Origin of the sequence: Anaerotignum sp., assembly GCF_051877975.1 — a bacterium.
Classification (GTDB): domain Bacteria; phylum Bacillota; class Clostridia; order Lachnospirales; family Anaerotignaceae; genus Anaerotignum_A.
Window position 1 is genome coordinate 77,099 of record NZ_JBJEJK010000054.1, and the last position, 14,819, is coordinate 91,917.

The window sequence follows — 14,819 nt, forward strand, 5'->3', positions numbered from 1 at the left end:
GCGCCTTGGCGAAGAAAAATACCCGAAACACCAAGAGCCGTATCGTTTCGGCGGCGTGGAAGCTGTTTTATGAAAACGGCTATGATGATACCACAGTGGAAGAAATCGTGGAAGAATCCGGCACCTCCAAGGGCTCTTTTTATCATTATTTCAGTGGAAAAGATGCCCTGCTCAGTTCCCTTTCCGATTTATTTGATGACAAATATCAGGAACTGATCCCCACGCTGGATGAAACGATGGATCGTTTCGATCAACTGATGTATCTGAATCAGGAATTATTTTTGATGATTGATAACAGCGTTTCTCTGGATTTGGTGGCAAGAATGTATTCCTCCCAGTTGGTGACGTCCGGGGAAAAACACCTCCTTGATCACAACCGTGTCTATTATAAGCTGCTGCGGCAGATTGTAACGGAAGGGCAGAAGAAGGGCGAACTGCGGGAGGATGTTTCCGTCAATGAAATCGTGAAAGCCTACGCCCTTTGCGAGCGGGCGTTGATTTACGATTGGTGCATCAGCAATGGGGATTATTCCCTTTGCCAATATGCCAAGGAAATGATGCCCATTTTTTTGGGAAGCTTCCGGGCAAAAAATGACGCAGACGAGAAATAATCTAAAAAGAATTTTTTTTGAACAAAAATGCGTTTTGAAAATCGTACAGCTAAAAAAGATTGATATTTCAATATTTTTAGCTGTTTTTTATTTTTATCGTCCAAATAATAGTTCGGACTTTGTTCTGTATTTCGTTCTGGTGAAAAGTGTGTTAAACTGTCAGAAGTGTTCGAATTTTGAAAAAAGGAGAGGGGTAAAAATTATGGTATCAGCAAAAGTATTGATTATGCTTACCATTATCGTTTATTTGGGCGGTATGGTCGGCATTGGAATTTATTGTTCCAAGAAAAATGAAAATGTAGGTGACTTTTATCTGGGCGGCAGAAAACTGGGGCCTTTTGTGACGGCTATGTCTGCGGAAGCATCGGATATGAGCGGCTGGCTTTTGATGGGGCTGCCTGGCTTGGCATATATTGCCGGCATCGCAGAACCTGTTTGGACAGCCATTGGCCTGGGCATCGGCACATATATCAACTGGCTCATGGTGGCAAAGCGTATTCGTACCTATACCCACGAAGTAAATGCCATCACTCTGCCCGACTTCTTCTCCTTGAGATACAGAGATGATAAAAACATCCTGATGGGGATTGCGGCATTGTTTATCATTGTTTTCTTTATCCCCTATACTGCATCTGGCTTTGCGGCCTGCGGCAAGCTGTTCAGCAGTATTTTTGCCATCGATTATCTGCCTGCCATGATTATCAGTGCCATTGTCATTGTGGCATATACCGCAACAGGCGGTTTTTTGGCAGCCAGCACAACCGACCTGATCCAAAGTATCGTTATGAGTATTGCTCTGCTGGTGGTTGTTTTCTTTGGTATCCATGTTGCCGGCGGCATTGACGCAGTAGCGGCAAACGCAAATTCTATGGTGGATTACCTGAGCCTGACAGCAAGCCATGCCGTAGGCGAAGGCACAACAACCCCTTATGGCTTCCTGACCATCGTTTCCACACTGGCCTGGGGCCTTGGGTATTTTGGCATGCCCCATATCCTGCTGCGCTTTATGGCCATTGAAGATAAAGAAAAGCTGAAACTTTCCAGAAGAATCGCCACCATTTGGGTATTCATCGCCATGGGTGTTGCGATTTTCATCGGCGTTGTGGGCAATGCCATGACAGCGGCAGGCGCCCTGCCCTTCCTGGAAGGCTCTTCTTCTGAAACCATCATTGTAGAGATTTCTGATTTCCTGAGCCAGTATGGCGCATTGGCGGCCATTTTGGGCGGCATCATTTTGGCGGGTATCCTGGCTTCTACTATGTCCACGGCGGATTCTCAGCTTTTGGCAGCTTCCTCCAGTTTTTCTGAAAACCTGATCCGCGGCTTCTTTGGTGTGAATATCTCCCATAAAACAGCCATGACACTGGCAAGAGCCTCTGTATTGGGCATTGCGGTGATCGGTGCGTTTATCGCCAGAGACCCCAACAGCTCCGTATTCCGTATCGTATCCTTTGCCTGGGCAGGCTTTGGCGCCACTTTCGGCCCCGTTGTCCTGACAGCTCTGTTCTGGAAACGCTCCAATAAACAGGGGGCATTGGCGGGGATGATCGTTGGCGGTGTGATGGTATTCGTATGGAAATATCTGGTGCGTCCCCTGGGCGGCATCTGGGATATTTATGAACTGCTGCCTGCATTCCTGCTGGCACTGGCGGCAATCGTCATCGTCAGCCTGGCAACAGCAGAACCTTCGAAAGAAATTCAGGATGAATTCGATAAAGTGAAAGCATCCCTGTAACAGGAAAAATATTAGAAAAATGAAAACCCCTCTGGGCGAAAATGCCCAGGGGGATTTTTTGGCTTAGGGGGTTTTTCGAGCTGCCCTCTTCCCGCATCATTAGGCTGTTTGCGGGGGCAGAGAAGGCTAGAGGAAAAACGCTGGCAAACGTTTATGTTTTATCCAAAATCATGTCTTTCATTTATGCCGCTGCCTAGTCTTTCGAAAACAGAGATGATTTCCTCGATGCTTTTAAAGCAATCGCTGTCATCTAAGGATTCATCTTCCAAAATTCTTTTAATTTCATTTAACGCTTGATAACACTTCATTTCCAGCATTTCTTCTACATTCATTTTCCATTTTGGCAACAGAATTTCAAATTCTTCAGATTCTAATATTTTACATAACATATCTCGGTATAATTCCATCTTTTCCACTTCGTTTTTGAGCATAATATATGTTATAAAATATAACATATATTATGGCCGAATTGCAACTATAAACTATGTGCAAGGAGGCGATTCTATGGAGAACAAAAAGTTGATTGTAAAACCTAAAAAACCAAGGGGAGAAGACGGACATAAGGTTTTTTCCATTCGTATAAAAGATGAAATTGTAACACAGCTGGAAGAAATTTGCGCAAAAACAGGATATAGTAGAAATGAACTGATCGGTTTGCTTTTAGAATATGCATTGGAAAATTGCGAAGTAGAGGATGCTGAAGCGAATGAGTAATATGCTGCAAAGATTGAAAGAATTGCGTGAAGATAGGGATATTTCTCAGAAAAGAATGGCGGAGATTCTCAAAGTGGCGCAAACAACATATTCTGACTATGAACTTGGCAAGATCAATATTCCTTTAGATACTCTCAAAAAACTTGCCCTCTTTTTTGATACCAGTACCGACTATCTTTTGGAACTAACAGATGTTTCCACTCCATATCCTCGAAAAAAATAACAGTCCCGAATGATTCGGTGGCTGTTTTTCATTTACAGCGATTAGAAAAGAGGGAAAGCCGTGCCGGAAAGGCACTTTATACTGCCCGAAGGGGCTTGTAGGGAAGGGATATCTAAGGGAAACATCGTTTCCCCTAGACCTCCTGTGGGGGTCCGGGACCCATGAGGAGGGGGCCCGGGTTTTTGTTACTTTTTGGCATAAAAAGTAAGAAAGGGCTTCTTTGTTTTGCCGAGATGGTTCTAAAAGGGCGAGCAGCAGGTTTGTCTAACCGGTATTTTTCGCCGAAGGGCGCAAGGCTGTGGATTTGGAGTTTCGAGAACTCGAGTTTATTGCCGTTGCAAACAATTGACTGTTGTTTTTCCCCGACTAGGCAAATTTGAAAGGTTTGGATTTTCGAGGGCTTGCATTTAGAGCCGATGCAATAAAAAAAGCAGTGTATTTGCACTGCTTTTTGGGGAGTCTTTCGAGTTTTGTGTAAATATTGTTTACATAATTTTTCATCGACGCCTTGATTACCAAAGCCAAGATAACAGAGATTCTGTCAAGGTAAGATTTCCAGCCTTTACAGAGTCTCTGTTATCTTGTATCTTCAAAAAGGCGTTATGTAAATCATACACAAAAAATGAAACAGTCTCGCTTTTTGCTTTTTTATCAAACATTGAATCGAAACAGCACTACATCGCCGTCCTTCATCACATATTCCTTCCCTTCGGAACGAACCAGACCCTGTTCCTTTGCTGCGTTATAGGAGCCCAGGCGCATCAGGTCATCATAATGTACCACTTCCGCGCGGATGAAGCCTCGTTCAAAGTCGGAATGGATCTTCCCGGCTGCCTGAGGTGCCTTTGTGCCTTTTGTGATGGTCCATGCACGGGATTCTTGGGGGCCTGCTGTCAGGTAGCTGATGAGCCCCAGCAGTTTATAGCTGGCAGCGATCAGTCTGTCTAGGCCACTGGTTTCCACGCCCAGCTCTGCCAGAAATTCTTTTTTATCTTCCTCATCCAAATCGGAAATTTCTTCTTCGATTTTCGCGCACAGTACGAATACTTCATTATGCTCTGCGGCAGCATATTCTCTGACTTTGCCCACAAATTCGTTGGATGCGCCGTCATCGGCCAAGTCATCCTCGGTTACGTTTGCGGCATATAAAACGGGTTTTGCTGTCAAAAGTGTCAGAGACTGTACGAATTCATAATCCTCGGGGGAATCGAATTCCACGCTTCTTGCGGATTTTCCCGCTTCCAGGGCTTCTTTCAGCTTCATCAGGATATCCAGTTCCCGCTGCAGGGATTTATCCTGTTTTGCCAGTTTCACGGTTTTGGAGATACGGCGTTCCAAAATTTCAATATCAGAGAAGATCAGCTCCAGATTGATGGTTTCAATATCACGGATAGGGTCGATGGAGCCGTCTACATGCACCACATTGGTATCCTCGAAGCAGCGCACAACATGGCAGATGGCATCTACTTCACGGATATGGCTCAGGAATTTATTGCCCAGACCTTCCCCCTTGGAGGCACCCCGTACCAGCCCGGCGATATCAACGAATTCGATGACTGCGGGGGTTGTTTTTGCGGAATGATACATTTCTGTCAGCTTTGCCAGACGTTCATCGGGAACGGCAACCACGCCCACGTTGGGGTCGATGGTGCAGAAGGGGTAGTTGGCAGCTTCTGCCTTGCCCAGTGTCATAGAATTGAATAAGGTGCTTTTGCCCACATTGGGCAGACCTACGATACCAAGTTTCATATATCTAAAATCTCCTTTATTTTCAATGGTTTTTCGGGTTAGGGGGATGCATTCCGCACCAATTCCGCACCAATTTTTCAGCAGCGCACCAATTTTTAACTTGCCAGATCGGTGTTTTGCTCGAACTGTTTGATGGCGTTGGAGAGGGATGAATCGGTGACATGGACGTAACGATCCATGGTTGTTTTGATGCTCGCATGACCGAGCAGCTTTTGCAAGACTTTCGGCATAACTCCGCTTTCAATCGCACGAGTCGCATAGGTGTGTCTCAGTGCGTGCATACAGAATCGCTTGATCTTGGCCTCATCGCACAGCTTGTAGAGATGAGTATCGTAGGAACTGTTTTTTGCAGGCTCTCCGGTGCGGAAATTGATAAACACCAGATCTCTCATGCAGAGATACTTGGTTTCGCCTGTACGGCGATCCACGTATTCAAGAATCTGAGACAGGACTTCCGATTCCTTGCGAGTGTGACGTTCATCGTAGCACGATTTCAGTATATCGTACGCACGATTTGTCAGCGGAAGGGTGCGGTAACTGCTTTTTGACTTAGGAGGACCGGCACGCCAAACCTTTGTGTTATGCCGATATTCCAGCGTCTTGCTCACGGTCAGTGTACGCTTCTTCCAGTCGATGGAATCCCAAGTCAGCCCGATCATTTCCGAAGTGCGCAGCCCGGTCTCCAACAGCAGCGCATACTGTCTGTAGTTGTGAGATCGTTTTGCGGTTTCCAGAAAGGCTGTCTGTTCTTCCACAGTTAAGAACTTGATGTCATCCACAGCACGGACAGGCTTCGTATAACGAACTCCGTCCATAGGGTGCTTGGTGAGCATATCGTTCATTACTGCTGCCCGGAACATAGTTCCCATCGCAATATACGCCTGTCGGATGGTGGAGCCTGCATAGGTTGCTTCCATGCGATTGAGGATGATCTTGCAATGCATGGGTTTGACATCGCACATACGCATTGTTCCGATGACCGGCTGGATGTTCCTTTTATACCGTTCCCGGTAGTTCCTTTTGGTATTGGGAGCCAGATCGGCAATCAGATTGGTGATCCAGAACTCAAACCAGGCATCCACCGTCATTTCGGAGGAAGGGTTATGAACATCGTGCTTATCTTCGTACTGCGCATCGGCAAGCCAGTTGCGGGCTTCCGGAAGCGTGTCAAAATGCTTTTCCTTGCGGGAACCGTCCTTTGCGGTATATCTTGCGGCGTACTTACCGTCTTTTCTCTGGCAGATACCCTTGCCACATTCTTTGCCTTTTAAGTTTTTGCCCATATAATGAACTCCTTTCCTTAGAGTAGGAAACGTGAGTTCATCACGACACTCTACTCTAACATAAAAACATGATTTTTTCAATAGATTTCAATGCTTTTGGTGCGCACCAACGGATGAATTTGGTGCGCACCAATACGGATCACCTTATAATCAAATCGCAACTCTGCTTTCGATAAACTCTTCAAAAGCCTTGCGTTTTACCAGTTTTTTAGTACCCACATATAAAACAAAGGGACAGTTTGGTTGTTTCAGCATCTCATCAATCTTATTGATTCCGATGTTGCTGTACTCGGCTGCCTCACGAATGGAGAGCAGCATTTTACGGTCAATAGGCAGGGGCATCGCCTGCTGGTCATGATTCATCATAGGCAGAATTTTTCCTTTCTTTTAGTGTCCCATGTCATGCCCACGGCGGCGGGCAGACTGCTTGTGTTCCTGTGTTTCCTTTCCTCTGCTGAGGACAACATCAAGAAAAGCCCGAACCCTTTCGGATGAGATTTCCAGTGCATCCAGAAAAGGTTGGGCTTTCTTTTTGAGTTCTGTATATTGTTCGTGCAGCGCATCGTACCGCTGCTTCCATGTCTTTGCGCTTTTCTCCGCTTGCTCGAATTTCTGCTTGTACTTGATCTTCTCAGCCTTTTCCGCAAAGCTGCTGACAGCATAATCCTTCAAGGTGCGGCACTCGGCCGGTGTCAGAGTGATGTTGCCGGTGAGGGCATTTTTCTTGCCCATCGACTCGATCTCCTGTGCGGTGAACGCAATGGCCTGTACTGTCTTGGTTTCCTTTTGCAGAGCTTCCAGTTTCTTTTTCTGCTTCTTCGTGGCAGCTTGGACATCCTCCAAACTCTGCTCGGCCTGTGCTACCTGCCCGGTCACAGCTTCCAGTCGCTGCTGTTCCGCCTGTACCTTGAACTGTGTCACCGTCAGATGTTCCTCGGTACTGCCACGCTCTCCACGCTCTACATCGGTATAGCCGGCGTTTCGCATGAAATTGAAAAAGTCATCCTGCAGCACACTGTAGGACGACTTCAAAATCTTTTTTCCTTTTGCATTGAGCATGGGATTTCCGTTTTCATCAAGCACCGGCTTGGAGTCCCATTTCTTGCTGCGGCTGACTTGTGTGATGGTTTCTTTTACGGTTCCCCGGAGGGCTTCATCCTTGCACCGCTTCGACCAAAGGATCTGCTTTTCCACCACCGGGATATAAACCACATGAAGGTGATAGTGGTACACATCCTCGCCCAGCGCTTCGGACATTGCCCGGTTTCGCTCATCGGCGTGCATCACAGCGGAGAGGATATACTGCTCACCGCCCACGATCTCCACGGCGGCTTTATAGGCATCCGCATAAAACTGTTTTGCAAATTCATAGCCGCCGTGGTTGTAGAAGTAAGCAGAGTTCACATCGAAAACCAACTCGCCGTATTTGATGGCATCCGGCTTCAGACCTCTGGTGGAGATCACGCCATCCTGTTCCATCTGCTCAAACATTTTCACATAATCGTCTGTGGGAGCCTTGTAGTGAACATTCAGCACAGAGCGGTCCGGCACGATATCCTGATTGCTGTAGCTGTCCTTTTCACGTTCATTGTGTTCCTGTACCTTTGCCACATCGGCCGGTGTTTCCAAGTCCTGATTCCGGGCTACGGTACGATCTATTCCATCGTTTCTTGCCATTGGCGTTTCCTTTTTTTGAGATTTACAGACAACGGGATGGCTGGGGAACGGCACTTTTTCAAAGTGTAATAACCCACTATGACACTTTCATCCATTCTGGCTGCAAAGTGCCGTGGGCTCTCCCGAGGGGGTGTGCGGTCACTGCGGTGACCTCTGCTGACCAAGGCGAAAATGTCTGCAACTTTTCTCATGGTCAGCCCGTCTGCATGAAGCTGTTCTGAGTAACTTCCTCTTGCAGCCGGTGTCCACAGGAGCTTTTTTCAAAAGTCCGTGGACATAGAAACAGCCCAAACGAGGGGGATGTGCTGTTTCTATAACGAGCGTTTCACGCTCTTTTGCTGCGTACATACGTACCAGCAATCGGTTTTATGCTCCGTTTCGCCATTCCTCCGGTACGTACGTACACGGCAAATCTCCGTAAAACCCATTTATATCAGGTCGTGCCACAGCCTCCACGCCCATGAATCCCCACACCCGCCGTCCGGCAGAGTTGGTGATATTATTGCAATGCTCCAGATTGTACTTCCCGGCATTGGCAACCATGGCGTCGCTGAAGCTGCGGGATTTCAGCGGTGCAAGAGAGTTTTCCTCGCACCACATCCGATAGATCGCATAGAAGTCTTTGGAGCTGATAGACGCATCCGCTTTCAGTCGGATGTATCCATCTGACTCCATGAAATCGAAAATATTGTTATTGTCACGCTTGACCGCTTCCCGGTTTGCACGGATGCGGTCGCTCTCCGTAAACTTAAAGTTGTTGGCAACAAGCCGCTGCAATCCCTCAAAAGCCCAGAGGAAGATACCCTCGGCTTCGGCCTTCATCTTCTCTGCAAGGTCGGGATCGTCAGCTCTGCCTACGGGCTTTTCCTTGGTGGTCAGCACAAGCTGTCTGCGGTAAAAGCCGTCACTGCGGTCATACAGAGCTTGCAGATCACCGTTGCTGAACGCCAGTAAACGGGCGAACATCCAGCCCTGGTAGCTCTGTTTTCCCTTGCGTTCCAAATCCATCTTGCCCTGTGCGGTCACGATGGATTTGACATAGTTGGTCTGGCGTAGGGCTTCCATCCGCATATCATCATCCACGCACAGCAGGATGTGTTCCAGATCGGCACGGGCGAAGCGATTTTCAGAAATCTTACCGATGCTTCCGTCTTTCATATTCGTGCCGAAGATAGTGGACAGCACAGCGCCGATTTGAGATTTGCCCTCGCCGCCGTTGCCCTTAATGACCATCATGCGCTGTCCCTTGTTGGAGGGGATCAGGCAGTAGCCGATGAATTCCTGTAAGGCGGGAATATCCTCTGCATAGAGCAGTTCATCCAGAAAATTCAGCCAGATTACAGGTGCAGGTGCATCGGGATTGTAAGCAACAGGCAGACGACTCCGCACAATAGCCGGTCTGCCATCGGTAAATGTGCCGTCCAGCAGCAGCGTACCGTTGGACACATGAATGCGATCCTGTTCCGGTGGAAAGTCAGGCACCTGTGCTTCCAGCTTCAGCACTTCCAGAATGTTGGTGATCTTCCGGGGGATGTTGTTCACAGCACAGAATTTCAGTTTGTCGTAAATCTCTCCACGGAGAGGAAGATCATCCGTCACCCGACCATCGGGCGTGAAAAAAGCTCCGTTTGCAAAGATGATTCTGCGCTCCTGCAGAAATTCTTCACAAAACAGAGCTTCATTGATGTTCTGCCCATCAAACCACATGGGCAAGTTCCTATCAGGCGTTTTCCGGTTCTTCGCCACGGTGCGCCACCTCCTTTTTCTTTCGTGCGGTGTACTCTTTCAGAAAGGCAATTTTACCGTCTTTCATCAGCTCGTCCACCAGAGCAACCCTTTCTTCTAAATCACCGACTGTCAAAATATCTGCCAGATATTCGATATAATCGAGCATCTGGCAGGCTTCCACAAAACGGTCATCCACGTCCTCACAAGCTCCATATCCCTCGCTCCCGCCTTGCGGCGAGAGTTCGCTCATTTCGCTGCTCGTCCTTTTCCCACCGAAACCGCTTTGCTGGGTTTCGGCGGGAACCCTGAGAGCATCCGGTGTCTTGGGCGAATACCGCACTTTCCAATCCTCCAGAAGATGCAGATAGTCGGTCAGCACCCGGAAGCACATCATTTCGTCCTCTCGGAACTGTCGGATGTGGAGGTGTTTGGGCTTGCAGGATGCTGCTGCAGCCTGCCCCGGTTCAGTGCTGATACCGAAGTCAGATACCAGCCTTTGCGCCGCCTCATAGCCGCTGAGATCGAACAGTCTTGCCACGAGGTCGATCACATCCCCCTTGGCTCCGCAGCCGAAGCAGAAGAAATAGTCCTCATTCAGCTTCAAGCTTGGATGCCGGTCATGGTGGAACGGACAGCAAGCCATACCACTGCGGCTCATTTTCAGCCCGTAGTGTTCGGCGGCTTGCTTTATGGGAACAGCCGCCTTGATGGTTTCATAGATTGTCATTTGCGTACCTCCTTGAGTTTTTTTGACGATTTTCTTTTCGTCTCACCCGAATATACGCAAAAAATCAGTTTCAACCGAAAAATTAGGCGCTCATGCAAGAAAGCAAAAAAGCCGCTCCTAAAAATTGCAAAAATGCAATTTTAGGAGCGGCGATGTTGGCAAATCCATATCATTTATTTGTCGCTTTCGAAAATGTAAATTTTTTGTGTTTTGGAAAGCGTGCACTTGCATATACTAATGATAGGCAGTATAATGAGCGTAGGACAGTTTCAAGAAACGAAAATTATTCAACTTTTGAAAGCGGGTGACCATATGAAAACAATTACGAGAGCGAACTATCTCGACAGAATTATCGAACTGAATGGAACCCCTGACATCAAGATTATTACAGGTATTCGTCGATCTGGTAAATCTAAATTGATGCAGGCATATATCGAGTACCTGAAGAACAGTGCGGAAAACATCAATATCATTTTCATTGATTTCATGGACTTGGCTTATGAAGAAATCAAGGAATACCATGCCCTGCACGCCTATGTGGAAGAACATTACCAGGAAGGTAAAACAAACTATCTGTTCGTGGATGAAGTCCAGATGTGTCCCAAGTTCGAGCTGGCGATCAACAGCCTTTACTCCAAGGGAAAATACGACATCTATGTAACCGGCTCCAACGCTTTTTTGCTGAGTGCGGATCTGGCAACGCTGTTTACCGGACGCTACATCGAAATCCATGTGTTCCCGTTCAGCTTCCGTGAGTACTGCCAGTATTACGATGATGTTACCGATAAAGACAAGCTCTTTGATGATTACGCTATCAAGGGCGGTTTGGCAGGATCTTATGCCTACAGAACCGAAAAAGACAGATCGAACTATATCAAGGAAGTCTATGAAACGATTGTAACAAGGGACTTGGTGCAGAAATACGCTCTGCCGGACACTTTGGTTTTGCAGCGTTTGAGCGAGTTCCTGATGGACAACATCAGCAATCTGACTTCGCCTAACAAGGTCAGCCAGCTTCTGACCGCAAATGATACCCCGACCAACCATGTAACCATCGGCAAGTATATCAAGTATTTGTGCAACGCCTTTGTGTTTTATGATGTTAAGCGATACGACATTCGTGGCAAGAAGTATCTTGAAAGCTCTGAAAAGTTCTATCTGTGCGATACCGGCATTCGATACGCAATTTTGGGGAGCAGAAATATGGACTATGGCAGAGTTTATGAGAACATGGTTTGTATCGAGCTTCTGCGCCGTGGATACGATGTTTATGTCGGCAAGCTCTACCAAAAAGAAATCGACTTTGTTGCTCAGCGGGGCAGCGAGAAAATTTATATTCAGGTAAGCGACAATATCTCCGGACAGGAAACCTTTGAGAGAGAATGTTCTCCTCTGCTTCAGATCCGGGATGCTTATCCGAAGATGATCATCGCCAGAACAAAGCACCCGAAGTACAGCTATGAGGGGATTGAGATCCACGACATCGCTGATTGGCTTTTACTGGAATAAAATAAACACCATACCAACGAAAAGGAGGGCAGCTAATGTCCAACACCTATTTACCGGCTGACGTTCGTCCCCGAATTATAGATCTGATGAAAGAGCGCAAGGTCACACAGAAGAAACTGGCGCTTTCCATTGGTGTGCATGAAAGCACCCTCGGGCGCTTTCTCAACGGCACAACAGAAAAGCTCAGCGAAGAAAGCGTGATCCGCATTGCCAGAGTGTTCAATGTTTCCACGGACTTTATCTTGGGAACCACAAACATCCCCGACAAAAAGAATTATGATATTTCCGAGTTGGGCTTGTCCGTGGAAGCTGCCAAGAATCTTTACACCGGAAAGGTCAAACCCGATGTTGTGAATCGTCTTTTAGAAAGCCCTCGGTTTGCAACCGTTACTTATATGATTGCGCAGTATCTCGATGATATAACAGCTGCCGGTTTTGCTGCACAAAACCAGATGCTCGCATCTATTGGCTCTATGCTGTTGGCGGAGAACAAAACACCTGCTGCAGTACAGGCGGCAAGAGATGCCAATGCCTGTAAAGTGCCAATGTATCAGGCAGATCTGACCAATATCCAGAGCACCTTTATGGCTGCGGTAAAAGAGGTGAAAAAGGAATTTGGCAGTGATGTGGAAGCCCAGAAAGCCATCAGCAAAGAAATTACTGCAGATATGTTTGCTGCGCTGACCAAGGGGCAGGATATGCGAAACCCTTCTATTGTGCCGCAGCAGTTTGCTGATGCAATTACCGGTACGGTTTCCAATATGCATGGTGTCGATCAGGATACACTGAACGAGTTAAATAAGGCTCTGCTCGGCTTTGCAGAGGCCATGAAATCACATAATGACAAGCCAGATGAGTAATGAGCAGCTCTGTATTGCCGCCCTGGACGGCGATACAGAAGCGAGAAATGCTCTTGTAGAGAACAATCTTCGCTTCATAAAAAGAACTGCCTATGAAATGTGGAGCGCACAGCGGGAACTGAACGCCGCTCTTGGTATCGAAATCAACGATCTGGTGCAGGAAGGGTCTCTGGGATTGTTGGACTGCATCCCCGGTTATGACCCCGACACAGGCAACAAGTTTCTGACCTACGCAGCACCGGCGATCCGCAACGCTATGGTGGACTACATCCGCAGATGGAACCCCACCTTTGAAGCGAAGAATCTGGGAAGCATCGTCCGTCTGGATGATGTGGTAAAAGATGAAAATAAGGGCAGACATGAGTTTATTGCCGATTCCAGAGTCAAGAACCCGGAGCAGATCTATATCGCCAAAGAAACCCACGAGGAAATCCATACCGCATTGCAGCGGATCGACCGCCGGGAACGGGCGTACCTCTGGTATCGCTTTGGTTTTGAGGATGATATATACCACCCGCTGAATGAAACGGCGAAGCACTTCCATCTGTCTGAAAGCAGAGCGAGATCCACGGAAGCACTTGCTCTGGATAATGTGTGGTTGGAACTGCCGTGGTGGTACTGATAAAAGCAAAAAACCGCTGCAACCTTCATCCTATTGCCGGATGAAGATTGCAGCGGTTTAATTATAATCTATTGTTCCGTCGCAAGTCTCTGTGTTAAGATTTCCAGCGCAGCTTCGCCGTCAATACCGCCGGTACACATCATGGTAAAGACCTGCTCATTGTAGCGCCCAACATAGTGGACATTTGGATGCTCCCGGTCGGAAAACTGATAGGTGAAGACATACAAATCATCCAGAACGGAATCGTCCAGTGCCTCTTGCCGGACATAGTCGTAAGCATTAGGCTCGTTGATGTGTAGAGTAGAAGCGTTTTCTTCCCAGTTCTTTCGGTATTCCTCCAGCTCCCTCTGCCGTTCGGCGATCTTTCCGCAGTATACAAGTTCAGCAACAGCTGGAGATTCGGTGCGAAAATAATCGATATAGAGGCGGTACTCAAGTTCGGTACCATCTATCAGTGTAGCCATCGCTCCTTGCGCTGTTTCGTACTGCTCCGGTACAAGTGCAGAATGTTTGAATTTATCGGAGAACAGCAGTTCCTGATCGTTATACATCCGAAGTTCTGTGTTTTCGGAAACCAGTTCTTCCAACGCAACGTGGGGAAAATCCCATTCCTCTCGGCTTTCCAGATACTGCGTATGCATGTCGCCGGAGATTCCCAGTACCACCAGATAGACTGCGCACAGGAACATGACCAGTGCGCTCCAATTATCACAAATCTCCTGATAACGGCGTTTGCCCGCCTTTGGCAGAACGCCCAGTGCCAACTGCTTGCGCAGCCGCCGCAGCCTGATCAACCGTTGGATCGTCCGAATCAGGAATGCAGAAATGCCCACAATCATTATCAGGTACAGCGGCAACAATATCTCGGTGGAGAGGATCAGCTGCAAAGGAATTAGTGCGGGCGCCGTGAACAGATCCACTATCACATCCCTCATCCAATAGCCGACCCAAAGAAAGGCAAAAATCATGTCTATCCACTGACGCTTAATCAGCTTCTTGAACGTCAGCGAAAGGGTCTCCGGATCGGCATACAACTCCGGCACTTCGGGATCATCGCAGCGATAGACAGCGTAAAGCTTGTGAATCTTCGTAATAAACGTCCAGCTGCTCTGGGCGTACAGTTCATTGCGCTCCTGTTCCCAGATGCGGTCATCAATCGGCTCCAGCCGATACCTTGCAGTGCGGGCGGTCGGATCTTCCTGAAACGAAATGCGGCCAATATCCCATACACCGGGCCAGGCCATCAGCGCATAGCCGGCAGCGGCCTGCTCATTGATCCAGTCTTGCAACCCTGTAAAATCCCACATGGAGCAGGGTAACCATTTTTTGATCACCATGGAAGCACCTCCTTTATTGGCCAATCATCATAGATAATCCAATG

General features: G+C 47.7%; 15 protein-coding genes. 7 read left to right on the forward strand and 8 right to left on the reverse strand.

Translation table 11 applies throughout. From position 1 onward, the window contains the following. The first annotated feature begins 5 nt into the window (after window positions 1-5). Window positions 6-611 carry a TetR family transcriptional regulator gene (locus tag ACI39P_RS08405; protein WP_439720214.1) on the forward strand — a complete coding sequence of 202 codons (606 nt, stop codon included), beginning with the start codon at window positions 6-8 and terminating at the stop codon, window positions 609-611. A gap of 202 nt (window positions 612-813) precedes the next feature. Beyond that, complete coding sequence (locus ACI39P_RS08410; protein WP_439720215.1) at window positions 814-2,346, forward strand: sodium/proline symporter; 1,533 nt, start codon at window positions 814-816, stop codon at window positions 2,344-2,346. Between the two features lie 158 nt (window positions 2,347-2,504). Here the strand turns inward: ACI39P_RS08410 and ACI39P_RS08415 are convergent, their stop codons facing one another. Then, the gene (locus tag ACI39P_RS08415; RefSeq protein WP_439720216.1) at window positions 2,505-2,753 is read right to left on the reverse strand and encodes a hypothetical protein; all 249 of its coding nucleotides are present in this window, start codon (window positions 2,751-2,753) and stop codon (window positions 2,505-2,507) included. A gap of 97 nt (window positions 2,754-2,850) precedes the next feature. Between ACI39P_RS08415 and ACI39P_RS08420 the strand changes: the two genes are divergently transcribed. Together ACI39P_RS08420 and ACI39P_RS08425 are read left to right on the forward strand one after the other, a co-directional pair. Beyond that, window positions 2,851-3,060, forward strand: coding sequence for a ribbon-helix-helix protein, CopG family (locus tag ACI39P_RS08420; protein WP_439720217.1), 210 nt, complete (start codon window positions 2,851-2,853; stop codon window positions 3,058-3,060). Further along, window positions 3,053-3,283, forward strand: a complete 231-nt coding sequence (locus ACI39P_RS08425) for a helix-turn-helix domain-containing protein (RefSeq protein WP_439720218.1) — start codon at window positions 3,053-3,055, stop codon at window positions 3,281-3,283. The genes ACI39P_RS08420 and ACI39P_RS08425 overlap by 8 nt, the downstream gene beginning before the upstream one ends. A 651-nt stretch (window positions 3,284-3,934) precedes the next feature. On the opposite strand, the gene ychF is transcribed toward ACI39P_RS08425, so the two are convergent. From ychF to ACI39P_RS08455, 6 genes are all read right to left on the reverse strand, one after another. Beyond that, window positions 3,935-5,032 (reverse strand): redox-regulated ATPase YchF, encoded by a 1,098-nt coding sequence (gene ychF / locus ACI39P_RS08430; RefSeq protein ID WP_439720219.1) that lies wholly within the window; start codon window positions 5,030-5,032, stop codon window positions 3,935-3,937. A gap of 95 nt (window positions 5,033-5,127) precedes the next feature. Beyond that, window positions 5,128-6,315, reverse strand: a complete 1,188-nt coding sequence (locus ACI39P_RS08435) for a tyrosine-type recombinase/integrase (protein ID WP_439720220.1) — start codon at window positions 6,313-6,315, stop codon at window positions 5,128-5,130. Between the two features lie 150 nt (window positions 6,316-6,465). Continuing rightward, on the reverse strand, window positions 6,466-6,681 hold the full coding sequence (locus tag ACI39P_RS08440) for an excisionase (RefSeq protein ID WP_439720221.1): 216 nt from the start codon (window positions 6,679-6,681) through the stop codon (window positions 6,466-6,468). 21 nt (window positions 6,682-6,702) lie between these two features. Further along, window positions 6,703-7,992, reverse strand: a complete 1,290-nt coding sequence (locus ACI39P_RS08445; RefSeq protein WP_439720222.1) for a plasmid recombination protein — start codon at window positions 7,990-7,992, stop codon at window positions 6,703-6,705. A gap of 366 nt (window positions 7,993-8,358) precedes the next feature. Then, entirely contained in the window at window positions 8,359-9,699 is a 1,341-nt protein-coding gene (locus tag ACI39P_RS08450) for a DNA primase family protein (RefSeq protein ID WP_439720247.1), read from the reverse strand. Window positions 9,700-9,712: 13 nt separating this feature from the next. Continuing rightward, the gene (locus ACI39P_RS08455) at window positions 9,713-10,447 is read right to left on the reverse strand and encodes a CHC2 zinc finger domain-containing protein (protein WP_439720223.1); all 735 of its coding nucleotides are present in this window, start codon (window positions 10,445-10,447) and stop codon (window positions 9,713-9,715) included. A 312-nt stretch (window positions 10,448-10,759) separates the two neighbouring features. On the opposite strand from ACI39P_RS08455, the gene ACI39P_RS08460 reads away from it, so the two are divergent. From ACI39P_RS08460 to ACI39P_RS08470, 3 genes are read left to right on the forward strand one after another with little or no spacing between them, the layout of a single operon-like run. Then, window positions 10,760-11,956, forward strand: coding sequence for an AAA family ATPase (locus ACI39P_RS08460; RefSeq protein WP_439720224.1), 1,197 nt, complete (start codon window positions 10,760-10,762; stop codon window positions 11,954-11,956). A 35-nt stretch (window positions 11,957-11,991) separates the two neighbouring features. After that, window positions 11,992-12,816: a helix-turn-helix domain-containing protein gene (locus ACI39P_RS08465; RefSeq protein ID WP_439720225.1), complete on the forward strand. Its 825-nt coding sequence runs from the start codon at window positions 11,992-11,994 to the stop codon at window positions 12,814-12,816. Further along, window positions 12,797-13,438: a sigma-70 family RNA polymerase sigma factor gene (locus ACI39P_RS08470; protein WP_439720226.1), complete on the forward strand. Its 642-nt coding sequence runs from the start codon at window positions 12,797-12,799 to the stop codon at window positions 13,436-13,438. Before ACI39P_RS08465 ends, ACI39P_RS08470 begins: the two co-directional genes overlap by 20 nt. 68 nt (window positions 13,439-13,506) lie before the next feature. Here the strand turns inward: ACI39P_RS08470 and ACI39P_RS08475 are convergent, their stop codons facing one another. Then, window positions 13,507-14,775 (reverse strand): hypothetical protein, encoded by a 1,269-nt coding sequence (locus tag ACI39P_RS08475; protein ID WP_439720227.1) that lies wholly within the window; start codon window positions 14,773-14,775, stop codon window positions 13,507-13,509. Window positions 14,776-14,819 lie beyond the last annotated feature (44 nt).